At 70.7% G+C, this 23,132-nt stretch carries 19 protein-coding genes; 13 read left to right on the top strand and 6 right to left on the bottom strand.

The genetic code is table 11. The annotated features are described in order from the left end of the window. Positions 1-34 precede the first annotated feature (34 nt). From ACWC09_RS34140 to ACWC09_RS34125, 4 genes are all read right to left on the bottom strand, one after another. Entirely contained in the window at positions 35-1,735 is a 1,701-nt protein-coding gene (locus ACWC09_RS34140; protein ID WP_450854812.1) for an ABC transporter ATP-binding protein, read from the bottom strand. Between the two features lie 53 nt (positions 1,736-1,788). Continuing rightward, entirely contained in the window at positions 1,789-3,594 is a 1,806-nt protein-coding gene (locus ACWC09_RS34135) for an ABC transporter ATP-binding protein (RefSeq protein ID WP_450854804.1), read from the bottom strand. 181 nt (positions 3,595-3,775) lie between these two features. Further along, on the bottom strand, positions 3,776-5,635 hold the full coding sequence (locus ACWC09_RS34130; RefSeq protein WP_450854803.1) for an ABC transporter ATP-binding protein: 1,860 nt from the start codon (positions 5,633-5,635) through the stop codon (positions 3,776-3,778). Further along, positions 5,632-7,419, bottom strand: a complete 1,788-nt coding sequence (locus tag ACWC09_RS34125; protein ID WP_450854802.1) for an ABC transporter ATP-binding protein — start codon at positions 7,417-7,419, stop codon at positions 5,632-5,634. Before ACWC09_RS34125 ends, ACWC09_RS34130 begins: the two co-directional genes overlap by 4 nt. A gap of 205 nt (positions 7,420-7,624) precedes the next feature. Between ACWC09_RS34125 and ACWC09_RS34120 the strand changes: the two genes are divergently transcribed. The 5 genes from ACWC09_RS34120 to ACWC09_RS34100 are packed head-to-tail and all read left to right on the top strand — an operon-like array spanning position 7,625 to position 12,106. After that, positions 7,625-8,530 carry an ABC transporter ATP-binding protein gene (locus ACWC09_RS34120; RefSeq protein ID WP_450854801.1) on the top strand — a complete coding sequence of 302 codons (906 nt, stop codon included), beginning with the start codon at positions 7,625-7,627 and terminating at the stop codon, positions 8,528-8,530. Continuing rightward, on the top strand, positions 8,527-9,261 hold the full coding sequence (locus tag ACWC09_RS34115) for an ABC transporter permease (protein ID WP_450854800.1): 735 nt from the start codon (positions 8,527-8,529) through the stop codon (positions 9,259-9,261). Before ACWC09_RS34120 ends, ACWC09_RS34115 begins: the two co-directional genes overlap by 4 nt. A gap of 25 nt (positions 9,262-9,286) precedes the next feature. Next, the gene (locus ACWC09_RS34110; RefSeq protein ID WP_450854799.1) at positions 9,287-10,552 is read left to right on the top strand and encodes a sensor histidine kinase; all 1,266 of its coding nucleotides are present in this window, start codon (positions 9,287-9,289) and stop codon (positions 10,550-10,552) included. Next, entirely contained in the window at positions 10,545-11,192 is a 648-nt protein-coding gene (locus tag ACWC09_RS34105) for a response regulator (RefSeq protein ID WP_450854798.1), read from the top strand. Before ACWC09_RS34110 ends, ACWC09_RS34105 begins: the two co-directional genes overlap by 8 nt. Then, a complete protein-coding gene (locus ACWC09_RS34100; RefSeq protein ID WP_450854797.1) occupies positions 11,189-12,106 on the top strand; it encodes a dihydropteroate synthase in 918 nt (305 codons plus the stop codon). The genes ACWC09_RS34105 and ACWC09_RS34100 overlap by 4 nt, the downstream gene beginning before the upstream one ends. Before the next feature lie 27 nt (positions 12,107-12,133). Here ACWC09_RS34100 and glgX read toward each other — a convergent pair whose 3' ends face one another. Continuing rightward, positions 12,134-14,389: a glycogen debranching protein GlgX gene (gene glgX, locus ACWC09_RS34095; protein ID WP_450854796.1), complete on the bottom strand. Its 2,256-nt coding sequence runs from the start codon at positions 14,387-14,389 to the stop codon at positions 12,134-12,136. Between the two features lie 253 nt (positions 14,390-14,642). Between glgX and ACWC09_RS34090 the strand changes: the two genes are divergently transcribed. From ACWC09_RS34090 to ACWC09_RS34065, 6 genes are all read left to right on the top strand, one after another. Continuing rightward, positions 14,643-15,848: an Ig-like domain-containing protein gene (locus ACWC09_RS34090; protein ID WP_450854795.1), complete on the top strand. Its 1,206-nt coding sequence runs from the start codon at positions 14,643-14,645 to the stop codon at positions 15,846-15,848. 123 nt (positions 15,849-15,971) lie between these two features. After that, the gene (locus ACWC09_RS34085) at positions 15,972-17,219 is read left to right on the top strand and encodes a L,D-transpeptidase (RefSeq protein ID WP_450854794.1); all 1,248 of its coding nucleotides are present in this window, start codon (positions 15,972-15,974) and stop codon (positions 17,217-17,219) included. 457 nt (positions 17,220-17,676) lie between these two features. Continuing rightward, positions 17,677-18,444, top strand: a complete 768-nt coding sequence (locus ACWC09_RS34080; RefSeq protein WP_450854793.1) for an enoyl-CoA hydratase/isomerase family protein — start codon at positions 17,677-17,679, stop codon at positions 18,442-18,444. A 262-nt stretch (positions 18,445-18,706) separates the two neighbouring features. Further along, the gene (locus tag ACWC09_RS34075; protein ID WP_450854792.1) at positions 18,707-19,210 is read left to right on the top strand and encodes an ATP-binding protein; all 504 of its coding nucleotides are present in this window, start codon (positions 18,707-18,709) and stop codon (positions 19,208-19,210) included. A 68-nt stretch (positions 19,211-19,278) separates the two neighbouring features. Further along, complete coding sequence (locus ACWC09_RS34070) at positions 19,279-20,076, top strand: polysaccharide deacetylase family protein (RefSeq protein WP_450854791.1); 798 nt, start codon at positions 19,279-19,281, stop codon at positions 20,074-20,076. After that, positions 20,076-21,254: a YncE family protein gene (locus tag ACWC09_RS34065; protein ID WP_450854790.1), complete on the top strand. Its 1,179-nt coding sequence runs from the start codon at positions 20,076-20,078 to the stop codon at positions 21,252-21,254. Before ACWC09_RS34070 ends, ACWC09_RS34065 begins: the two co-directional genes overlap by 1 nt. On the opposite strand, the gene ACWC09_RS34060 is transcribed toward ACWC09_RS34065, so the two are convergent. Then, positions 21,221-21,883 (bottom strand): GNAT family N-acetyltransferase, encoded by a 663-nt coding sequence (locus tag ACWC09_RS34060; protein ID WP_450854789.1) that lies wholly within the window; start codon positions 21,881-21,883, stop codon positions 21,221-21,223. The genes ACWC09_RS34065 and ACWC09_RS34060 overlap by 34 nt on opposite strands. A 49-nt stretch (positions 21,884-21,932) precedes the next feature. Here ACWC09_RS34060 and ACWC09_RS34055 point away from each other — a divergent pair, with 49 nt between their 5' ends. Next, positions 21,933-22,844, top strand: coding sequence for a helix-turn-helix domain-containing protein (locus ACWC09_RS34055; RefSeq protein WP_450854788.1), 912 nt, complete (start codon positions 21,933-21,935; stop codon positions 22,842-22,844). Between the two features lie 57 nt (positions 22,845-22,901). Next, the gene (locus tag ACWC09_RS34050; protein ID WP_450854787.1) at positions 22,902-23,114 is read left to right on the top strand and encodes an EF-hand domain-containing protein; all 213 of its coding nucleotides are present in this window, start codon (positions 22,902-22,904) and stop codon (positions 23,112-23,114) included. The last annotated feature ends 18 nt before the right edge of the window (positions 23,115-23,132 follow it).

Genomic DNA, 23,132 nt, shown 5'->3' with positions numbered 1-23,132 from the left:
TTCCAAGGCGGTTCGGTCCTACGGCGGCTGGGTCCTACGACCGCTCACCGTGCCACGTGTGCCACAGCGCCGCGTACGCCCCCTCCGCCGCCACCAGTTCGTCGTGCGTACCGAGCTCGGTGAGCCGGCCGTCCTCCATCACCGCCACCCGGTCCGCGTCATGGGCGGTGTGGAGGCGGTGGGCGATGGCGATGACGGTACGGCCTTCGAGTACGGCGGCCAGGGCGCGCTCGGTGTGCCGGGCGGTGGTCGGGTCGAGCAGCGCCGTGGCCTCGTCGAGGATCAGGGTGTGCGGGTCGGCCAACACCACCCGCGCGAGCGCGAGTTGCTGCGCCTGGGAGCCGTTGGTGCGCGAACCCCCCTCGCCGAGCCGGGTGTTCAGCCCGTCGGGGAGCTCCCGCACCCAGTCGTCGGCGCCCACCGCCCCCAGCGCCGTCCACAACTCCTCCTCAGTGGCGGTGGGTTCGGCGATGAGAAGGTTCTCGCGGACGGTGCCCAGGAACACGTGGTGCTCCTGGGTGACCAGGACGACCTGGCGGCGCAGCTGCTCGGGCCCTAGGTCGGCGACCGGGACGCCGCCGACGGTCACCGTGCCCTCGGTGGGGGCGTCGACGCCGGCGAGCAGTCGGCTGAGGGTGGTCTTGCCGGCGCCGGAAGGGCCCACGACGGCCAGCCGCTCGCCGGGCCGTACGGTCAGGTCGACGCCGTGCAGGACCTCGCCGCCGCGGTCGTAGGCGTAGCGGACGGTGGTGACGTCGATGCGGTCGCCGTCGGGGACGGGGGAGTCGGCGTCCGGTGCGGTCCGCGGGGCCGCGGCCAGCCCCTCCACCCGGGCGAACGAGGCGTTGCTGCTCTGCAGTTGCTCGACCCGCATCAGGATCTGGTCCAGCGGCTCGATGAACTGGCGCAGATACAGCGCGGCCGCCACCACCGCACCCAGGCCAACCGCCCCGCGCGCGTGCAGCACGCCGCCCACCAGCAGCACTCCGGCCACCGGGACGGTGTACGACACCTCGACCGCCGGGAAGAACACCGTGCGCAGGAACAGGGTGTACAGCCGGGTCCGCCGGGAGGTCTCCAGCGTGTCCCGGCTCGCCGCGATCCGCCGCTCCTGGAGCCGGAACGCCTCCACCGTGCGCGCCCCGGACGCGGTCGCGGCGAGGATCTCGGCGACCTCCGAAGTGGCCGCTCCCTCGGCCAGATAGCCGTCCCTCGCCCGGCGCAGGTACCAGCGCAGGGCGAACCAGATCGGGGTCAGTCCGAGCACGCCGAAGAGACCGAGCAGCGGGTCCAGCGCGAACACGGCGCCCATGACGAACAGCGCCTGCACGGTGTTGACGAGCAGATCGGGCCCGACGTCCCGCAGGGTGCTGCCGACCGTGCTCACGTCCGCGGTGCCGCGCGCGGTGAGGTCGCCGGCGCCGGCCCGCTCCACCACCGACGCCGGCAGCGCGAGCGCCCGGTCGACGTACTCCTCGCGGACCCGGGCCAGAGTGCGCTCGCCGAAGCGGTGGCCGACGTAGCGGGCCCAGCGGGCCAGCAGGAGCTCGGCCAGCGAGCAGACGACGATGCCGAGCGCGAGGCGGTCGACGGCGCCGACACCGTGTCCGGCCCGGACCTCGTCGATGATCTTTCCGAGCAGCCAGGGGCCGGCGAGACCGGCCGCGGCGGCCAGCGAGTTGAGGGCGAGGGCGGCGCCGAAGGCCCTTCGGTCGGCGCGCATCAGGCGGAGCATGGCGCGGCGTACGGCGGCGGGTTCGGCGACGGGGAGGTGGGCGGTGGGGGAGGTCACCGTACGGCCTCCTCGTCCACGTCCCTCGCCACGAGGGCGCGGTAGCCGGGGTCTTCCGCGAGCAGTTGTCGGTGGGTGCCGGTGGCCGCGAGTTTGCCGTCGACCAGGTACTGCACGGTGTCGACGCGGTCCAGCATCAGGGGGGAGGTCGTGGTCACCAGGGTGGTGCGGCCTTCGCGGGCGGTGCGGAGTCGCTGGGCGACCAGGGCTTCCGTGTGGGCGTCCAGGGCGGAGGTCGGTTCGGTGGCGAGGAGTACTTCCGGGTCGGCTGCGAGGGCTCTTGCCAGGCGGATGCGTTGGCGTTGGCCGCCGGAGAGGTTGCGGGCCTGGGCGGTCAGTTGCGAGTTCAGGCCGTCGGGGAGGCCTTGGACGATGTCGTCTGCGACGGCTGCGTGCAGGCTGTGGAGCAGGTGCGCCTCAGGGGTTGCCCCGGGCTGTTGTGTGGCGTCCGCGGGTGCCTTGTGGCTGGTCGCGCCCCGCGGCGGAGCCGCACATTGATACAGCCCCGCGCCCCTGAGGGGCGTCAGCCGGCCGCCCACTACCTCGCGCAGGGCGCCTGCGAAGAGGTCGGCCTCGTTGTCGGCGACCAGGATGCGGGACCTCACCTCGGCCAAGGGGATTTCGGTCAGCCGTACATCGCCCCAGGTGGCCGCCGACGGGGTATACCGTCCCAGGCGGTCGATCACCGTGGCGGCATCCTCCGGACGGGCGCCGACCAGGGCTGTCAGGCGGCCCGGCAGGACTCGTACGCCCGACTCGGGGTCGTGCAGGACCGATGGTTCTGCGGGGGCCGGGCGGGTGCCGTTGTCCGGTTCGGGCTGCAGGGTCAGCAGGCGTACGACTCTTCGTGCGGCCACCACGCCCCGGTTGAGGTCGTAGGTCATCTGGACGAAGAACGCCACCGGGCCCACCAGGACCGCGACATAGCCGTACACCGCGACCAACTCGCCCACGCTGATGTCCCCTTGGGCGGCCAGGCGGGCCGCCAGCCAGGTCACCACGGCCAGGAACAGGGTCGGCAGGCCGACGCCGAACGCCTGCATCCAGCTGGCCACCGCGCCGACCCGGTAGCCCTGGACCCGCAGGTGTTGCGAGTCGCGGCGGAAGGCGTCCGCGAACAGGCCTTTGCCACCCAGGCCGTTGAGTACACGCAGGCCGCCCGCGAGGTCGCCGATGCGGGCGGTCAGTATGCCCTGGCGCTGGCGGTACTCGGACTCGGCGGCCTGCAGCCGTACGGTCAACGGCCCCGCGCACAGGGCGATGAGGGGGACTCCCAGCAGGACCACGGCGGCGAGCGGTGCCGAGATGGACAGGAGCAGGCCGGCCACGACCGCGTACACCACCACCGCTCCGGCGCCCGGGCCGACGACGGTCAGGGCCTGGGCGATCGTCTGCACGTCACCCACGCCGATCGTGACCACCTCCCCGGCCCCTACCCGGCGAGGCAGCGCGGCGCCCAGTCGGACGGCGTGTCCGACGACCACCTTGACCGTGCGGAAGTTGGCGTCCATCCGTACCCGGGTCATCGTGCGGTGCCGCATGATGCTCAGCCACGAGTTGAACGCGCCGACCAGGAACAACGCCACGGTCCACCAGGCCAGCGCACCCAAGCGCCCCGGCACCAGCCCGTCGTCGATCGCCCGGGACATCAGATACGGCGCCGCCGCCATCAGCACCATCCACACACTGCCGAGCACCGCCCCGGCGACGCATCTGCCGAGCTGACTCCGGACCAGCCACCACAGGTAGTGCCAGCCGCCGCGACAGTCGGGCGTGCCCGGATCCTCGTACGCGTCGATCATGCTCCCCCGATCCCGGTTCACGCGGAGCCTGGCCTTCCGGCGGATTAGGAGGTTACCGAGGGTGAGGACGGTTGCCCACTGAATTAATTCGCGCCGACCTCTCCAGCGAGACCGCCTCCCCCGCCCACCGAGATCGGCAACGGCATCCCGGTGCCCTGCTGACCCGTGCGGCGGGCCGGTCTCACGCCAGACTGTCCCGCCACGCCCGGTGGAGATCCGCGAACCGCCCCGTTCCGGCGATGAGTTCGGCCGGCGTCCCGTCCTCGACGATCCGCCCGTGCTCCATGACCAGCACCCGGTCCGCGATCTCGACGGTCGACAGGCGGTGGGCGATCACCACGGCCGTGCGGCCGCGCAGGACCGTCAACATGGCGCGCTGCACGGCCCGTTCGCCGGGGATGTCGAGCGAGCTGGTCGCCTCGTCGAGGATGAGGACCGCCGGGTCGGCGAGCAACGCCCGTGCGAACGCGACGAGTTGACGCTGGCCCGCGGAGATACGGCCGCCGCGCTTGCGTACGTCCGTGTCGTAGCCGTCGGGCAGCGCGCTGATGAACTCGTGCGCGCCGATCGCCTTCGCGGCCCGCTCGATCTCCTCCCGGGTGGCGTCCGGCCACCCGATGGCGATGTTCTCGGCGACCGTGCCGGAGAACAGGAACGCCTCCTGCGTCACCATCACCACCCCGCGCCGCAGCTCGGGCACGGTCAGGTCGCGCAGGTCGACGCCGTCCAGCAGGACCCGTCCGTCGGAGGGGTCGTAGAAGCGGGCGAGGAGTTTCGCGAGGGTCGACTTGCCGGCGCCCGTGGAGCCGACGACGGCGACCGTCTGTCCGGCGGGCAGCGTGAGGTCGAAGCGGGGCAGGACCTCGCCGCCGGTGCGGTAGCCGAAGCGGACGGCGTCGAAGACGACCTCGCGGCCCGGGTGCTCGCTCTGAAGCGCGGGGAGGGAGAGGGGAGTTGAGGGCGGGGGCACCGACGGGGTCTGGGCGAGCAGGCCGGCGATCTTCTCCAGGGAGGCCGCCGCCGACTGGTAGGCGTTCAGGAACATGCCGAGCCGGTCGATGGGGTCGTAGAGACGGCGGAGGTAGAGGACCGCGGCGGCCAGGACGCCCAACTCCAGGGAGCCGCCCGCCACTCGGTAGGCGCCCCACAGCACGATCAGCGCCACGGCCGTGTTGGCGACCAGCCGGGAGCCGATCACATAGCGGGCCATCTCCAGCAGCGCGTCGCCGTTCGTCCGCTCGTGGCGCTTGTTGAGAACACCGAAGTCGCCGTCGTTGGCCGCCTCGCGCCGGAACGCGCGCACCGGGCGGATGCCGTTCATCGTCTCGACGAACTTCACGATCACGGCCGCGATCGCGCTGGAGCGGACGCGGTACACCCGGCCCGCGCGCCGCTGGTAGAGCCGTACCAGCAGATAGAGGGGGACGAAGGACACCACCGCGACCGCCCCGAGCCCCAGGTCCAGCCACAGCAGCATCGCCGAGATGTAGACGAAGGACAGGACGACCGTCACCAGCTCCTGCAGGCCCTCGTTCAGCAGCTCCCGCAGCGACTCGACGTCCGTGGTGGACCGGGAGATCAGGCGACCGCTCGTGTAGCGCTCGTGGAAGTCGATGCTCAGCGCCTGCGCGTGCCGGAAGATCCGGCCGCGCAGATCGAGGAGCACGTCCTGGCTGACGCGCGCGGAGGCCATGATGAACGCCGACTGCAGCCCGCCGGAGACCAGCGCGCACAGCCCATAGGCGACGGCCACCGCGATCAGCGGCCCGTGGTCGTCACGCTTCAGCGCCGGTACGGCGTTGTCGATCGCGTACGCCACCAGCAGCGGGCCCGCCTGCACGGCCGCCTGCTGGAGCAGCAGGAGAAGGGTGGTGAAGGCGACGCGGGCCTTCAGCGGAGTGAGCAGCGAGCGCAGGAGCGTGGCCGTCGCGCCCGGGGGAGTGGGCAGCACGTCCCGGTCGAAGGGGTCGCCGGTGTCCCTGGGGCGGGGGAGGTCGGGCTCGTCGTCGGGCGTGGTGACGGAGGTGGTGGGAGCCGTCATCGGTCGTCGTCCTCCACTTCCCCGGTGCCGGACATGAGATGGGCGTACTCGGCGTTCGTGCGCAGCAGTTCGTGATGGGTGCCGACGGCGGTGATACGGCCGCCGGAGAGCAGGGCGACCCGGTCGGCGAGCAGCACGGTGGAGGGGCGGTGCGCCACGATCAGCGCCGTGGTCTCCGCGAGCACCTCCCGCAGCGCGGCCTCGACGGCGGCCTCGGTGTGCACGTCCAGCGCCGACAGCGGGTCGTCCAGCACGAGGAACCTGGGTCTTCCCACGACGGCCCGCGCGAGGGCGAGTCTCTGCCGCTGCCCGCCGGAGAGACTGAGCCCCTGCTCGCCGACCTGGGTGCCGGTCCCCTGCGGCAGCGCGTGCGCGAACTCGGCCTGCGCGACGGACAGCGCGTGGTTCAACTCGGCGTCCCCGGCGTCGGCATCGGCGCCCATGAGGACGTTCTCGCCGACGCTCGCCGAGAACAGGGTGGGCTCTTCGAACGCGACGGCAACCCTGGAGCGCAGCTCCTCACGGGACATGGCGGTGATGTCCTCGCCGTCGAGTGTGATGCGACCGGCGGTGACCTCGTGGAGGCGGGGGACGAGTGCGGTCAGGGTCGTCTTTCCGCTGCCTGTGGCGCCTACGAGGGCCATGGACTCGCCGGGGCGGATGTGGAGGTCTATGCGGTCGAGGACGGGGGCCGAGTCGGCGGGGGCGTCGGGGTACCGGAACCGGACACCGTCGAACCGAAGGCCGCTTTCCCCGGACCCGGTTGAGGATTTCTCGACGATTCCCTGGTCCTCGGGATCCTCGTCCATGACCTCGAAGTACCGCTCCGTCGCCGTCGCCGCCTCCTGGCTCATCGCCAGCAGGAACCCGATGGAGTCCACCGGCCACCGCAACGCCAGAGCCGTCGAGAGAAACGCGACCAGTGTTCCCGCCGACAGACCGCCGGAGGCAACCTGTACCGTCCCCAGCACCAGCGCCGCCCCGATCGCCACCTCAGGCAGCGTCACGATGACACCCCAGATGGTGGCCAGGAGGCGGGCCTTGTGCAGCTCCGTCCCCCGCAGCTTCCGCGACAGCTCCCGGAACACCAGCGCCTGACTGCGATGCCGCCCGAACCCCTTGATGATCCGGATGCCGAGCACGCTCTCCTCGACGACCGTCGTCAGGTCGCCGACCTGGTCCTGCGCGCGCCGCGCCACATGCGCGTACCGCTTCTCGAAGACCACACAGGTGACGATCACGGGAAGGGCCGGACCGAGGATCACCAGCCCCAGCGTCCAGTCCTGCGCCAGCATGATGATCACGCCGATGAGGATGGTCACGGCGTTGACCAGCAGGAACGTCAACGGGAAGGCGAGGAACTGGCGCAGCAGCATCAGGTCCGTCGTCCCGCGCGAGAGCAGCTGGCCCGACGCCCAGCGGTCGTGGAAGGCGACCGGCAGCCGCTGCAGATGCCGGTACAGATCCGCCCGCATCCCCGCCTCGACCCCCGACAGCGGCCGCGCCACCAGCCATCGCCGCAGCCCGAACAGCAGCGCCTCCGTGATGCCGAGGAGCAGCAGGTACAGCGCCCCCAGCCAGACGCCCGCCGGGTCCCGGTCGGCCACCGGCCCGTCCACCATCCACTTCAGGACGAGCGGGATCACCAGGCCCACGCACGAGGCGAGGACCGCGACGGACGCGGCGGTCATCAGCCGCGCCCGCACGGGCCGCACATAGGGCCACAGGCGCAGCAGGGTTCGTACGGCCGATCGGTCCCTGGTGGTTGCACGTGTCGTGGGCATCACTGGTGAGACTACGGATCGCCACTGACAACGCCCACCTAGTTTTGGCCGGACCGGGATCGGGCGCTGGTCCTACGACCTGCGCGTTCGAGGGGTCGGACGGGGTGGCCGCAGGCGTCGTAGGCACGCATCGACCGATCGGTTGATGTCCCTTCGAGCGGGTCGGGCGATGTGAGGGAGGGCCCCGCGCCGGAACTCTGGAGGCATGTCAGTCATCGAAGTCAGCGCACTGCGCAAGTCCTACGGTGGCCGGGCCGCCGTCGACGGTGTCTCCTTCGCCGTCGAGGAGGGTGAGATCTTCGGGATCCTCGGCCCGAACGGCGCCGGCAAGACCACCACCGTCGAGTGCGTCGAGGGGCTGCGCGTCCCCGACGCGGGACGCGTCCGGGTCACCGGCCTGGATCCGGTCGCCGACCACGAGCAGGTCGCCCGTGTTCTGGGCGCCCAGCTCCAGGAGAGCGAGCTGCAGCCGAAGCTCACCGTCCGCGAGGCATTGGAGCTGTACGCGGCCCTCTACCCGCACCCCGCCGACTGGCGGGCGCTCGCCGAACGCCTCGGCCTGACGGCCAAGTTGACCACCCGCTTCGGCAGGCTCTCCGGCGGCCAGAAGCAGCGCCTGTTCATCGGGCTCGCCCTGATCGGCAACCCGAAGGTCGTCGTCCTCGACGAGCTGACCACCGGGCTCGACCCGCGCGCCCGCCGTGACACCTGGGAGCTCATCGAGGACGTGCGCGCGGGCGGGGTCACCGTCCTGCTCGTCACGCACTTCATGGAGGAGGCGCAGCGTCTGTGCGACCGGATCGCGGTGATCGACAAGGGCCGGGTGGCCGCACTGGACACCCCGGCCGGTCTGATCCGGCGGTCGGCGGGCTCCACGGTCATCAGCTTCACGCCGTCGGCGCCGCTGGACGACCGTGACCTGAACGCGCTGCCCGCGCTGGCCTCCATCGAGCGCAGGGACGGCCGGATCACGCTGTCCGGCACGGACGAGACGGTCAACGCCGTCATCACCCTTCTCGCCCGCCACCACATCACCGCCCATCAGCTCCGCGTCTCCGACGCCACGCTCGACGACGCGTTCCTCGACCTGACGAAGGAGGCAGCGGCATGAGTACCGCCGTACTGAAGACCGAGGTCCGGCTCTTCCGCCGCGAACCCGGCGCCCTCTTCTGGATCCTGCTCTTCCCGACCCTCCTGCTCGTCATCCTCGGCTCCATCCCGTCCTTCCGGGACCACCAGGCCGACCTCGGCGGTCTGCGCACCATCGACGTCTACGTCCCCGTCGCCGTACTGCTCGGCATGATCGTCGGCGGACTGCAGTCGATGCCGCAGACCCTCACCGGCTACCGGGAGCGCGGCATCCTGCGCCGGATGGCCACCACGCCGGTCCGCCCGTCCACCCTGCTGTCCGCGCAGATGCTGGTCTACGGCGGCGCGGCCCTCGCGTCGGCGCTGCTCGCCCTCGTGATCGGACGGCTCGCCTTCGACGTACGACTGCCGAAGCAGCCCGTCGGATACGTCCTCGCCCTGCTGTTGGCGGTCCTCGCCGCTCTCGCCCTCGGAGCGGTGGTGTCGGCCCTGTCCCGTACGACGAAGATCGCGGGCGCGATCGGTTCGGCCTTCTTCTTCCCGTCGATGTTCTGCGCGGGGGTGTGGCTGCCGACGCAGGCCATGCCGCACCTGATGGCGCGGATCGTCGGGTACACGCCCTTCGGGGCGGCCGCACAGGCCCTGAACCAGGCCGCGGCCGGGCACTGGCCGGGCTGGGGCCACCTGGGTGTGCTGATGATGTGGATCCTGCTGCTGACCGGGGCCGCGAGCCGCTGGTTCCGCTGGGAGTAGGCGAGGGGCCGTGCAGACTGGGCACATGACCGCGGTGGACAGCCGGATCGATCGGCGCTGGGAGCAACTGCACACCTGGGGACCGTACGGACTGCTCTGCGTCGGCCTCGTCCCGGCGCTCGCGACCGCCGATCCGCATGCCCCCATGGCCAAGTGGTACACCGCCTGGGCCCTGGTCGGCGCCGCGCTCGGGCTCCAGCTGTGGTGGCACGGCGTCCGGCTGCGCCGGGTCGGCCGCACCCGGGTGCCGTCCCGGACCGGGACGGCGTACTACATCGTCCGCTGGGCCATCGCCTTCGCCCTCACCTGGATCAACCCGTTCTTCGCGTTCTACGCCGCCGCCGGTTACATGGACGCCGACGAGACGATCACGGGCCGACGGTGGCAGCGGCTCGGGCTGCTCGCGAGCGCGATCACCGTGGCCGGCGCGCAGGCCGGCGGGATGCCGTTCGAGAGCGCGGTCCAGTGGGCGGTCTTCGCCGCGCTCCTGGTCGCCAACTCCGGCCTGCAGATGGTGGTCGCCCATCTCACCGCGGAGGAGGAGCAGCGGTCCCTGAAGCGCGGCGAGACCATCGCCGAACTCGAACGCACCAACGCGGCGTTGCAGCAGGCCCTCGACGAGAACGCCGCCCTGCACGCCCAACTCCTCGTCCAGGCGAGGGAAGCCGGGGTCGCCGACGAACGCCGGCGCCTCGCCGCCGAGATCCACGACACCATCGCCCAAGGGCTGACCGGCATCATCGCCCAGCTCCAGGTCGTCGCCAACACGCCCGACCGGGACCAGGCCCGCGAGCACACCGGCCGCGCCATGGAGCTGGCCCGGCACAGCCTCGGCGAGGCCCGTCGCTCCGTGCACAACCTGGCGCCGGTCGCGCTGGAGAACGACGGACTGCCGGAAGCCCTGAAGAAGACGGTCGCCGAATGGGGCGAACGGACGGGCGTACGCGCCGAGTTCACGGTCACCGGCACGGCGGAACAGCTTCACGAGGAGGTGGCGGCCACCCTCCTCCGCATCGTCCAGGAGGCCCTGTCCAACGCGGCCCGCCACGCCCGCGCGACCCGAGTCGGCGTCACCCTCTCCTTCCTCGGCGACGAGGTCATCCTCGACATCCGCGACGACGGCACCGGCTTCGACCCGTTGGCCCTCCCCGCCCGCACCCACACGGGCGGCTTCGGCCTCGACGGCATGCGCGCCCGCGCCGAACGCATCGCGGGCTCGCTCACCGTCGAGTCCGAACCGGGGCACGGCACCGCCCTGTCGGCTCGCGTACCGTTGGTCCGCCATGAATGACGAGCCGTTGATCTCCCTGCTGATCGTCGACGACCATCCCGTCGTACGGGACGGTCTGCGCGGCATGTTCGAGTCCTCGCCGGGCTTCCGGGTCCTCGGCGAGGCGGCGAACGGCGCAGAGGCCGTCGCCAGGGCGCACGAGCTCGACCCGGACGTGATCCTGATGGACCTGCGCATGCCGGGCGGCGGGGGAGTGGACGCCATCCGCGAGCTGGTGAGCCGAGGCGCCCGCGCCAAGGTCCTGGTCCTGACGACGTACGACACCGACTCCGACACGCTCCCCGCGATCGAGGCGGGCGCGACGGGCTATCTCCTGAAGGACGCCCCACGCGACGAACTCTTCACCGCGGTCCGCGCGGCGGCGGACGGCCGCACGGTCCTCTCCCCGGCGGTAGCCTCCCGCCTGGTCTCAGCGGTCCGCACCCCCGGCTCCTCACCCGGCAACGAATCCCTCTCCACCCGCGAACGCGAGGTCCTGGCCCTGGTCGCCAAGGGCACCTCCAACCGCGAGATCGCCCGCGAACTCTTCATCAGCGAGGCGACCGTGAAGACCCATCTCACCCACCTGTACACCAAGCTGGGCGTCAACGACCGCGCGGCGGCGGTGGCTACGGCGTATCAGCGGGGGATCCTCGGATGATCTCCCTCACCGATCTGGTTGATCTGGCGCGGCGATTCGAGAGCGATCTCTCCTTACCGGTCGACCCCCTTCGGGTGGGGGACCGAGAAATCGATGTCGACACCACCCCCGCCATCATGGGCTGCGTCAACCTTTCTCAGGACTCCACCTATCGAGAGAGCATCGCGACCTCGACCGAATCCGCCATCCGGAAAGGGCGTGTTCTCGCGGCACAAGGAGCCGACATCGTCGATATCGGCGCCGAGTCGAGCAACCCCCGTACCGCGCGGGTGACCGCACAGGAACAGATCTCCGCCTTGGTGCCGGTCGTGAAGGGGCTCGCTTCGGAAGGCATCGCCGTTTCGGTCGAGACCTACGAGCCCGCCGTTGTCCGGTCCTGCCTGGAAGCGGGGGCGCTCGTGCTGAACCACTCCGGCGGGTTGGCGTCCGACAGTGAGATATTCCCTGTGCTGGCCGACCACCGGGCGACAGTCGTTCTCTGCTACGTCGAAGGGGAGAACTCCCGGGACGTGAGCGCCAAGGGTGTCGATCACGACCCCATCCCCAGGATGCTCGACTACTTCGAGAGGCGCGTGGATCACGCTCGCTCGGCCGGGGTCGATCGAATCGTCATCGACCCCGGAATCGGCTTCTCCCACGCGAGATCCGTGGCCCCCGAGGTGCGCACCCACTATCAGGGCCGGGCCCTTCTGAACACATTCCGGCTTCGACGGATCGGTCTTCCGATCTGCCACGCCCTGCCGCACGCCTTCAGTCTCTTCGAAGACGAGTTCCGCACCGCCGAAGGCTTCTTCACGGTCCTGGCGCATCTCGGCGGAACAGGGATCCACCGCACGCACGAAGTGCCTCGGGTCAGGGCGATACTGGCTGCTCTCCGGGCGCTCGGCCCTCACCCCTCCGGCCCGGAAACCTAGCTCAAAGGCGGAGTCCTGGTACAGGGCTCAGGCCGGGAGTTCCTGGACCCGCAACAACACCACCGCCCGCGCCGGCACCGTGATCGCCGTCCCCGCCCGGTGTACCACCCCCGGCTCCTCCCCCTGCGTCTCCCGCGACGTGTCCACGACCACCTCGTACCGCTCCGCCCACGGCGGCCCCGGCAGGACGAAGCTCACCGGGCGGTCGCCGGCGTGCAGCAGGGTGAGGAAGCTGTCGTCGAGGATCGGTGCGCCCTGCTCGTCCCGGCCCGGTATGTCGCGGCCGGAGAGGTACATGCCGAGCGTGGCGGCGGGCGCGTACCAGTCCCGTTCCGTCATCTCCGCGCCCCGCGCGGTGAACCAGGCCAGGTCGCGCAGGCCGTCGGCCGAGTGGGCGCGGCCCGAGAAGAAGGCCCGGCGGCGGAGTACGGGGTGTCGGTGCCGTAGCTCGATGAGCCGGGCGGTCAGGTCGAACAGGGCCTTCCAGCCCGGCTCCTCCAACAGCGACCAGTCCAGCCAGCTGATCTCGTTGTCCTGGCAGTACGCGTTGTTGTTGCCGCGCTGTGTGCGGCCGAGTTCGTCGCCGGCGACCAGCATCGGCACGCCCGTGGACAGCAGCAGCGTCGTCAACAGGTTCCTCAACTGCCGTCGCCGCAGCCCCCGTACCCGCTCGTCCGTCGTGTCCCCCTCCGCCCCGCAGTTCCAGGAGCGGTTGTCGTCCGAGCCGTCCCGATTGCCCTCGCCGTTGGCCTCGTTGTGCTTGCGCTCGTACGACACCAGGTCGCGGAGGGTGAAACCGTCGTGCGCGGTGATGAAGTTGACGGAGGCGTAGGGGCGGCGGCCGCCCCAGGCGTACAGGTCGCTCGACCCCGACAGCCGGTACCCAAGGTCCCTCACGTCGGGCAGCGCGCCCCGCCAGAAGTCGCGTACGGCGTTGCGGTAGCGGTCGTTCCACTCCGTCCACAGCGGTGGGAAGGCACCCACCTGATAGCCCCCCGAGCCGACGTCCCACGGCTCGGCGATCAGCTTCACGCGCCGCAGTACCGGGTCCTGCGCGATCACCGCGAGGAACGGCGACAGCATGTCGACGTCGTGCATGGAGCGGGCCAGCGCCGCCGCCAGGTCGAAGCGGAAGCCGTCCACGCCCATCTCGGTCACCCAGTAGCGCAGGGAGTCGGTGATGAGCCTCAGCACATGGGGCTGGACCACGTGCAGGGTGTTGCCGCAGCCCGTGTAGTCGGCGTAGCGGCGGGCGTCCGACTGCAACCGGTAGTACCCGCGGTTGTCGATCCCTTTCAACGACAGCGTGGGGCCCAACTCGCCCGCTTCCGCCGTGTGGTTGTAGACCACGTCGAGGATGACCTCGATGCCGGCCGCGTGCAGCGCCCGCACCATGCGCTTGAACTCGCCGACCTGCTGTCCCGTCGTACCGGAGGCCGCGTAGCCGGCGTGCGGGGCGAAGTAGCCGATGGAGTTGTAGCCCCAGTAGTTCCTGAGCCCGCGTCGCAGCAGATGGTCCTCGTGCGCGAACTGGTGCACCGGCAGCAGCTCGACGGCCGTGACGCCCAGCTTCACCAGGTGCTCGACCGCCGCCGGGTGCGCCAGCCCGGCGTACGTACCGCGGAGTTCCTCCGGGATGCCGGGGTGGAGCTCGGTGAAGCCACGGACATGGAGTTCGTAGATGACCGAGTCCGCCCACGGCGTCTTCGGGCGGTGGTCGTCGGACCAGTCGTCGTCATCGTGGACGACGACGCCCTTGGGGACGTACGGCGCCGAGTCCCGGTCGTCGCGGACGGTGTCCGCCACCTGCTGCTGGGGCCAGTCGCGGACGTGCCCGTACACCTCCGGCGGCAGGCTGAAGTCGCCGTCCACCGCGCGCGCGTACGGGTCGAGGAGCAGCTTCGCCGGGTTCCAGCGGCCGCCGGTCCACGGGTCCCAGCGGCCGTGCACCCGGTAGCCGTACCGCTGCCCGGGCATGACCCCCGGCACGAAGCCGTGCCAGATCTCGTGCGTCAGCTCGGTGAGCCGGGCCCGGGTCTCCTTGCCACGCTCGTCGAACAGGCACAGCTCCACCGCCTCCGCCCCGCCCGCCCACAGGGCGAAGTTGGTGCCCGCCACCCCGTCCGGTCCGACCCGGAACCGGGCGCCGAGCGGCGTCGGCGCACCCGGCCGCACCGGCACGCCCGGCGCTTTCCGGCGCGCGCCGTTGACCACGGCGGAAGGGCGCACCCCTTCTTCGGCGCGCTCCCCGGCCACCGCCTCCTGCTCGGCTGCGCTGGACACCTGTCGTCCTCCCACGGCTCCTGGAACGACCCAGAAAAGAGCGCACGGCGTCCCGGCCGCGGCTCCCCGTCGCGTCGTCCTCCCCACTGTTCTGCCCAGCGCATGGCCAAACGACCCGGGCCGACACGCCCCAAGGGGCGCGGGGAACTGCGCGACCAGCCACGACGGCGCCGCAGCCGATCGACGGCACAGCCCGCGGAGCGCGTCGCACTCACGTTTCCCCAGGGCGGGCCGCGTCGTTGGGTACGCCGTGATGTATGCACAAGGACGCGCGCGGCGCGCGGGGGCCGCTCTGGCCGCCGTATTGACATGGGCAGCACTGCTGGCCGGCTGCACTTCGCAGAACGGCGGCGGTATCGACGAGGTGCTCGGCAAGGCGCCCGCACCCGAGGACGTGATCCGCGTCTCGCCGGACGACGGCAGCAAGAGCGTCAAGCCCGACCGGCGACTTCTGGTACGGGTGCCCAGCGGGCGCCTGGAGTCCGTGAAGGTCGTCAAGTCGCAGGACGCACAGGAGTCCGAGGTACCGGGGCGTGTCTCGGACGACGGGTTGAGATGGGAGCCGGACGACAGGCGGCTCGCGCTCGCCGCCAAGTACACCGTCGACGTCGTGGCGCTCGACGGACAGGGACGGAGGTCGGCCCGGCACACGACTTTCACCACCTTCGTCCCCGACGAGCGCTTCATCGGATACGTCACCCCGGAGAACCGCTCCGTCGTCGGCACCGGAATGATCATCTCCCTGGGGTTCAACCGGGAGATCGAGAACCGCGCCGCAGTCGAACGCGCCGTCCACGTCACCGCCAGGCCGGCCGTCGAGATCCGCCCGCACTGGTTCGGCAAGGACCGCCTGGACTTCCGCCCCGAGCACTACTGGAAGCCCGGCACCCAGGTGACGGTCGCACTGCGCTTCCGGGACGTCGAGGGGGTGCCCGGCGTCTACGGGTTGCAGTACAAGACGTTCTCCTTCACCGTCGGCCGCAGCCAGGTCTCCCTCGTCGACGCCGCCAAGCACACCATGGAGGTGCGCCGGGACGGGCAGCTGCTGTCGACCGTGCCGATCACCGCCGGCTCGCCGAAACACACCACCTACAACGGGAAGATGGTGGTGATGGAGATGCTCGAGGTCACCCGCATGAACAGCCGCACGGTCGGCTTCGGCGGCGAGTACGACATCCCCGACGTCCCGCACGCCATGCGTCTGACCGACTCCGGCACCTTCGTCCACGGCAACTACTGGGCGCCGGACGCCCCCGGACACGAGAACGTCAGCCACGGGTGCGTGGGGCTCAGGGACGTCAAGGGGGGCGGCTCCGACACCCCCGCGGGGTGGTTCTTCGACCGGAGTCTCATCGGGGACGTCGTCGAGGTCGTCCACAGCAATGACAAAAAGGTCGCTCCTGACAACGGCCTCGGAGGATGGAACATGGGGTGGAAGGAGTGGAAAGCGGGCAGTTGATGTTGCGACCGAACGGTGACATTCGCCTGACATCAAACTCAAAACCTGGCAGTTAATATGCGCCAATGCGCGCAGCTGCCGCGCCGGGGAGAGGCCTGACCAGGCCCGGGAGGGGAGAACAACTTGAACGTGCGGCCGATATCGGGGGCGTCGGTTGACGCACGCGCGCGTGGCGGGCGCGGACTGTTGGCGCTGATTCTGGGCGTGCTGCTGTTGACCGTCACCGCGTGTGGAGGGGGCGGCGGCTCGGACTCCGGGTCCGGCTCCGGGGACGGCAAGGGCAAGGATTCGGACACGGCGCAGAGCAAGCAGTCCGTGGCCGTCGTCTCCATCGCGCCCAAGGACGGCGCGAAGTCGGTCGACACCAGCGGCGCCCTCAAGGTCAGCGCCGCCAAGGGCAAGTTGACGACCGTCGAGGTCAAGGACACCAAGGGCGAGGCGGTCGCCGGGAAGATCGCCGCCGACGGTGCCTCCTGGACGCCGGACACGCACCTGACGGCGTCCACCAGGTACACCGTGCACGCGGTCGCGAAGGACTCCGCGGGCCGCCAGGCGGCGGAGGACTCCAGCTTCACCACGCTCACCCCGAAGAACACCTTCATCGGCACCTTCACCCCCGAGGACGGCTCCACGGTCGGCGTCGGCATGCCGTTCTCGATCCGCTTCACCCGGGGCATCACCCACCCCCAGGACGTCGAGAAGGCCATCAGCATCACGACCGAGCCGGCCGTCGACGTCGAGGGCCACTGGTTTGGCAACGACCGCCTCGACTTCCGTCCCGAGCAGTACTGGAAGTCCGGCACCAAGGTCACCGTGAAGCTCGACCTGAACGGCGTCGAGGGCCGCTCCGGCGTCTACGGCTCGCAGGCCAAGACGGTGAAGTTCACCATCGGCCGCAACCAGGTCTCCTACGTGGACGCCAAGAAGCACACGATGAAGGTCACCCAGGACGGCAAGGTCATCAAGACCATCCCGGTCACCACCGGCAAGCCCGGCTACGACACCTGGAACGGCCAGATGGTCATGAGCCAGAAGCTCACCGAGACGCGTATGAACAGCGAGACCGTGGGCTACGGCAGCGAGTACGACATCAAGGACGTGCCCCACGCCATCCGCCTGACCGACTCGGGCACCTTCGCCCACGGCAACTACTGGGGCGGCGGCGCCTTCGGCAACTACAACGCCAGCCACGGCTGCATAGGCCTGCGCGACGTGCGCGGCGGCTACGACGGCAGCACGCCGGCGGCCTGGTTCTTCAGCCACTCGATCATCGGCGACGTGGTGGTCGTGAAGCACTCCAACGACGCGACGGTCGATCCGGCCAACGGCCTCAACGGCTGGAACATGTCGTGGGAGAAGTGGAAGGCGTAGGCATCGTTTGATCCACGGCCCCGGTGCGAGCTGTCGCACCGGGGCCGTTCCCGTGACGACAACCCCCAGACCCCCGGCCGAGTGTGAGCGACGGCACCGGCCCGTTCCCGTTGGTCGCCGTGCTGTGTCTGCCTGGGGGGCAACCCCCAGACCCCCGGCCGAGTGTGAGCGACGGCACCGGCCCGTTCCTGTTGGTCGCCGTGCTGTGTCTGCCTGGGGGGCAACCCCCAGACCCCCGGCCGAGTGTGAGCGACGGCACCGGCCCGTTCCCGTTGGTCGCCGTGCTGTGTCTGCCTGGGGGACAACCCGCAGACCCCCGGCCGAGTGTGAGCGACGGCACCGGCCCGTTCCCGTTGGTCGCCGTGCTGTGTCTGCCTGGGGGACAACCCGCAGACCCCCGGTCGAGTGTGAGCGACGGCACCGGCCCGTTCCCGTTAGTCGCCGTTAACCTGCCTGCATGACCGTGAATCTCGAAGTCTCCGAAGGCGTCGGCACGATCCGTCTCGACCGGCCGCCCATGAACGCGCTGGACGTCGCCACTCAGGACCGGCTCAAGGAACTCGCCGAGGAGGCGACCCGGCGCGAGGACGTGCGGGCCGTGATCGTCTACGGCGGGGAGAAGGTGTTCGCGGCCGGCGCGGACATCAAGGAGATGCAGAACATGGACCACGCGGCGATGGTCCTGCGCTCCCGCGCCCTGCAGGAGTCCTTCACCGCTGTGGCCCGCATCCCCAAGCCGGTCGTCGCGGCGGTCACCGGCTATGCGCTGGGCGGCGGCTGCGAGCTGGCGCTGTGCGCGGACTTCCGCATCGCCGCCGAGAACGCCAGGCTGGGCCAGCCGGAGATCCTGCTCGGCCTGATCCCGGGCGCCGGCGGCACCCAGCGGCTGGCTCGTCTCATCGGCCCGTCCAAGGCCAAGGACCTGATCTTCACGGGCCGTATGGTCAAGGCGGACGAGGCGTTGACGCTCGGTCTGGTGGACCGGGTCGTGCCGGCCGACGAGGTGTACGCCGCCGCGCACGAGTGGGCGGCGAAGCTGGCGCAGGGGCCGGCGATCGCGCTGCGGGCGGCGAAGGAGTCGATCGACACCGGGCTGGAGACGGACCTGGAGACCGGGCTCGCGGTCGAACGGAGCTGGTTCGCGGGCCTGTTCGCCACCGAGGACCGGGAGCGGGGGATGCGCAGCTTCGTGGAGGAGGGACCCGGCAAGGCGAAATTCCTCTGAACCACTTGCAATTGACGCCGTGTCTGATGCGCGTCCCTCGATGGGGCGGTTTATGGGAGCCTTAAGGGAACCTTAAGTCTGCCTTGTCGAGGGAGACCGTCGCTTGCCTCCAGGGGAGCCGACAGCGCAGCTCGGACGGGGTGCGGGCGTCTCTGAATTGCCGTGCGCATATGCCAAACGGCCCATTCGGAACGGTGGATTCCGGGGGGCGTATTCCTCCGGAACGGCCCCGGAGCGCGTCCTGGGCGGCCATGATGGGGGCATGGCGGGGCTGGAGGGCATGGAACAGCCGCGGGGACACGGCCGTGCGACCGCGGCGCGCTGGTCGCCTGCGGTGGAGGACGAACGGGCGCTCAAGGCACTGGAGTTGTTCGGTAATCCGACGGAGGCGGAGGTTCCCCTTCCCTCCCGCCCCGAATCCGCGGCCACCGCCCGACGCCTCGCCCAGGTCGTGGTCCTCCGCCAGTGGGGGCTGACCCCGAAGATGACCGAGGACGCGGTCCTGCTGGTCTCGGAGCTGGTCGGCAACGCCGTCCGTCACACCGGAGCCCGGGTCTTCGGCCTCCGTATGCGCCGCCGCCGGGGCTGGATCCGCATCGAGGTGCGTGACCCGTCCCGCGGGCTGCCGTGTCTGATGCCGGTTCAGGAGACGGACATCAGCGGTCGCGGGCTGTTCCTCGTCGACACGCTGTCCGACCGGTGGGGCGTGGATCTGCTGCCGCGGGGCAAGACGACGTGGTTCGAGATGCGGGTCGCCGACCGATGACCGAACGTGCGACCCGGTAGGTGCCTCATCCGGGTCAATCGCCCGTTTTCTTACCAAGCGCCCCTTAAATGGTGCGGGTGACCCCGACCGACCGCCGCACAGCCCTTCGTACGGGCGCCGGCCTCCTCGCCGCAGGCGCCCTCTCCGCCGGATGTGCCACGCACGGTGCCGTGGCACATCCCGCGCCCTCCGCGCACCCCGCGTCCACCGAGCCGCCCGAGTCCACCGCCCCCAAGACCGCGCCCGCACCACGCCGTTACCCCGGACAGCCCGCCCAGCTCACCCACGGCCCCCGGACCCACCCCCGGGTCGCCCTCACCTTCCACGGCCAGGGCGCCCCCGCGATCGCCCACTCCCTGCTGACCCAGGCCGAGAAGCACGGTGCGCACATCACCGTCCTGGCCGTCGGCACCTGGCTCGACGAGCACCCGGACGTCGCCCGCCGCATCCTCGACGGCGGCCACGACCTCGGCAACCACACCCAGCGGCACCTGGCGATCAACACGATGTCGGAGGCCGACGCCCGCGCCGAGATCACCGCCTGTGCCGACCGGCTGAAGCGCCTCACCGGCTCGATCGGCACCTGGTTCCGCCCCTCCCGCGCCCCGCAGGCCTCCCCGCTCGTCGCCCGGCTGGCCCGCGCCGCCGGATACCCGCACGTCCTGTCGTACGACGTCGACTCCCTCGACTACACCCGGCCCGGCGCCGCCGCCATCACCCGCAAGGTCGCCGCCGAGGTGCGCGACGGGTCCGTCGTGAGCCTGCACTTCGGGTACCCGGAGACCGTCCAGGCCCTCCCCGCCGTACTGGAAGAACTCACCCGCCGCGGCCTGAGCGCCGTGACCACCACGGAGTTGTTCAGCTGATGCAGCGCACCCGAATCGCCCACGCCCTCGTCGCGAGCGTCGCCCTCGCCGCCCTGGCCGCCTGCAGCTCCGGCTCCAGTGGGCACAAGGACGAGGCCCTCGGCAGCAAGGCGGCCGTCGCCCCGGCCAAGAAGAAGGCGGTCGTGCAGGGGCTGCCCGGCATGCCGCCCGTCCTCAACCCGGCCGACGTCTACGCGGCCGACCGCCCGAACCGACTCTCCCCGGTCGTCGCGGACTTCCCGTCCCGGGTCTACGTCCCCAACACCAACTCCAACACCGTCTCGGTCATCGACCCGAAGACGTACCGGGTGATCGAGACGATCCCGGTCGGGGTCCAGCCCCAACACGTCGTGCCCTCCTGGGACATGAAGACGCTCTGGGTCAACAACGACCGCGGCAACACCCTCACCCCCATCGACCCGAGAACCGGCAGGGCCGGCAAGCCGGTCGACGTCCACGACCCGTACAACCTCTACTTCACGCCCAACGGCAAGTACGCGATCGTGATGGCCTCCCTCGACCGTGAACTCGTCTTCCGCGACGCGCACACCATGAAGCGCGAGAAGACCGTCCCGGTCAGCTGTTACGGCGTCAACCACGCCGACTTCTCCCTGGACGGCCGCTACTTCATCGTCTCCTGCGAGTTCAGCGGCGAACTGCTCAAGGTCGACACCGAGCAGATGAAGGTGATCGGTCAGCAGAAGCTGCCGTTCCACGGCTCGATGCCGCAGGACGTCAAGATCTCGCCCGACGGCAAGAGGTTCTACATCGCCGACATGATGGCCGACGGTGTGTGGGTGCTGGACGGCGACAGGTTCTCCAAGCCGTCCTTCCTGCCCACCGGGAAGGGCTGCCACGGTCTCTACATCAGCCGCGACTCCCGGGAGATGTACATCTCCAACCGCGGCGAAGGCAGCATCTCCGTCTTCGACTTCGCGCAGAACAGGGTCACCAGGAAGTGGCACCTCCCGGACGGCGGCAGCCCCGACATGGGCGGCGTCTCGGCCGACGGCAAGGTCCTGTGGCTCTCCGGCCGCTACAACTCCGAGGTGTACGCCATCGACACCCGCACCGGCACCCAGCTGGCCCGCATCAAGGTCGGCAGCGGCCCGCACGGCCTCGCCGTGTACCCGCAGCCGGGGCGCTACTCGCTGGGCCACACCGGCATCTTCCGCTGAGCTCTGAGCAGCAGCGCCTCCGCGCCCACCGGACGGTAGCCCGCCGCCTGGAACGCCCGCATGCTGCGGGCGTTCCCCGGGGAGACCTGGGCCCACACCGGTTCCTCGGCCAGGTGCCGCGCCGCCGTCACCAGTAGCCGCCCCAGCCCCCGGTGCCGTACCCCCTCGTCCACCTCGACCGCGACCTCCAGCCGCCCGGCGACCCCGCGCCCCAGCACCACCACACCGTCCTCGGCCGCCCACAGCCGCACCTCGTCGCGGTGCGTACGGGCCCGGACGGCCCGAGGGTGGCCGGTGTCGGTGATCTCCGTGAGCGGGAGCGGCGGCCCGCCGGGGAGCGGATCGCCGACCAGCAGCGCGTCGATCGTGTCGGTCGTACGACCTGTCCGTTCCAACAAGGCCGTGAGGAACCGCGCGTTCATGCTCGCGGCCAGCTCGTCGCAGTCGACGGCGCGCAGCGTCTCGTACACCCAGGCCGGGTCCTCGTCCGTGAAGACGACCGAGTGCGCGGTGAAGGCGATGACCCCGGCGTCCCGCTGCGAGGCCTGCGGTACCACGGTCGTACCGCCGTCGTCGGGCGGGAAGACACCCCGGGCGGCCGCGTCGAGAATGTCCCGAAGAGTCTCCACCACCGCGCTCCTTGAGTCTCCACCCACTGGAAGGCCCAGACTCGCAGACATGATCGACGACGGCACCGGACTTCTCACCATCGGAGAGCTGGCGCGGTCCACCGGACTGACCGTGCGCACCATCCGCTACTGGTCCGACGAGGGCGTCCTGGCCCCCGTCACCCGCTCCACGGGCGGCTACCGGCTCTACGACGCCGAGTCGGCCGCCCGCCTGGAACTGATCCGCACCCTGCGGGAGCTGGGCCTCGGCCTGGACGACGTGCGCAAGGTGCTGGACGGGGAGCGGACCGTGGCGGAGGTCGCGGCGGCGCACGTGGTGGCACTGGACGCGCAGATCCGCTCGCTGCGGACGACCCGGGCGGTGCTGTCGACCGTGGCGCGACGCGGTTCGACCGCAGAGGAGATGACCCTGATGAACAAACTGGCACGGCTGTCGGCGGCCGAGCGCAGGCGGATCATGGAGGAGTTCGTGGAGGAGATGTTCCACGGGCTCGACCATGTGGATCCGGACATCCGCGACAGGATGCGCAACACCGCCGTGAACCTGCCGGACGACCCGACACCCGAGCAGGTCGACGCCTGGGTCGAGCTGGCCGAGATGGTGCAGGACCCCGAGTTCCGGGCGCAGATGCGCAGGGCGGCCGAGTTCAACCACGACGGCCGGGGGCAGGACACGCCCGCCGGGGCGTCGATGTGGTTCGTCAAGCAGCTCATCGAGCTGGCGGGGCAGGCGCGCGAGCGCGGGATCGCGCCCGAGTCGCCGGAGGCCGAGAAGGTGCTGCGGAAGCTGTTCGGGAACGCCGACCGCGCCGACATCCTCGAACGCGTCAAGGCGACCCACAACGTCCGGCTCGCCCGCTACCGCGAACTGCTCGGCATTCTGAAGGGAACATCCGTGAAGGCCTACGAGGAGGAGTTCGCGTGGGTGGCCGCCGCGCTGGAGGCGCGCGCGGCCAGCTAATCTGACCTGCGACAGCAGCACGGCAAGACCTGTATTACGGAGAAAAGGGGCGGATCGGTGGCCGACATCGAGGCAGCGCGCAAGGAGTTCCAGCGGATCGACACCGACGGTGACGGCTTCATCACCGCCGCCGAGTTCAAGACCGCCCTCGCCCAGGAGGGCGACTGGAACGTCACCGAGTCGGTCGCCGAGGTCATCATCAAGGCCCGCGACCTCAACGGCGACAAGGTCCTGTCGTTCGACGAGTTCTGGGCGTACCTGAACAAGTGACCCGAGCAGGGGCCGCTC

The organism is Streptomyces sp. NPDC001617 (assembly GCF_053596855.1).
The sequence above is the reverse complement of the archived record's forward strand: the minus strand, read 5'-3'. Positions and strand labels throughout refer to the sequence as shown.

Excerpts from the sequence above, each read along its gene's own strand:
- ACWC09_RS34140 (WP_450854812.1), bottom strand. The coding sequence starts at position 1,735 with ATGCTCCGCCTGATGCGCGCCGACCGAAGGGCCTTCGGCGCCGCCCTC.
- ACWC09_RS34135 (WP_450854804.1), bottom strand. The coding sequence starts at position 3,594 with ATGATCGACGCGTACGAGGATCCGGGCACGCCCGACTGTCGCGGCGGC.
- ACWC09_RS34130 (WP_450854803.1), bottom strand. The coding sequence starts at position 5,635 with ATGACGGCTCCCACCACCTCCGTCACCACGCCCGACGACGAGCCCGAC.
- ACWC09_RS34125 (WP_450854802.1), bottom strand. The coding sequence starts at position 7,419 with ATGCCCACGACACGTGCAACCACCAGGGACCGATCGGCCGTACGAACC.
- ACWC09_RS34120 (WP_450854801.1), top strand. The coding sequence starts at position 7,625 with ATGTCAGTCATCGAAGTCAGCGCACTGCGCAAGTCCTACGGTGGCCGG.
- ACWC09_RS34115 (WP_450854800.1), top strand. The coding sequence starts at position 8,527 with ATGAGTACCGCCGTACTGAAGACCGAGGTCCGGCTCTTCCGCCGCGAA.
- ACWC09_RS34110 (WP_450854799.1), top strand. The coding sequence starts at position 9,287 with ATGACCGCGGTGGACAGCCGGATCGATCGGCGCTGGGAGCAACTGCAC.
- ACWC09_RS34105 (WP_450854798.1), top strand. The coding sequence starts at position 10,545 with ATGAATGACGAGCCGTTGATCTCCCTGCTGATCGTCGACGACCATCCC.
- ACWC09_RS34100 (WP_450854797.1), top strand. The coding sequence starts at position 11,189 with ATGATCTCCCTCACCGATCTGGTTGATCTGGCGCGGCGATTCGAGAGC.
- ACWC09_RS34090 (WP_450854795.1), top strand. The coding sequence starts at position 14,643 with ATGTATGCACAAGGACGCGCGCGGCGCGCGGGGGCCGCTCTGGCCGCC.
- ACWC09_RS34080 (WP_450854793.1), top strand. The coding sequence starts at position 17,677 with ATGACCGTGAATCTCGAAGTCTCCGAAGGCGTCGGCACGATCCGTCTC.
- ACWC09_RS34075 (WP_450854792.1), top strand. The coding sequence starts at position 18,707 with ATGGCGGGGCTGGAGGGCATGGAACAGCCGCGGGGACACGGCCGTGCG.
- ACWC09_RS34070 (WP_450854791.1), top strand. The coding sequence starts at position 19,279 with ATGGTGCGGGTGACCCCGACCGACCGCCGCACAGCCCTTCGTACGGGC.
- ACWC09_RS34065 (WP_450854790.1), top strand. The coding sequence starts at position 20,076 with ATGCAGCGCACCCGAATCGCCCACGCCCTCGTCGCGAGCGTCGCCCTC.
- ACWC09_RS34055 (WP_450854788.1), top strand. The coding sequence starts at position 21,933 with ATGATCGACGACGGCACCGGACTTCTCACCATCGGAGAGCTGGCGCGG.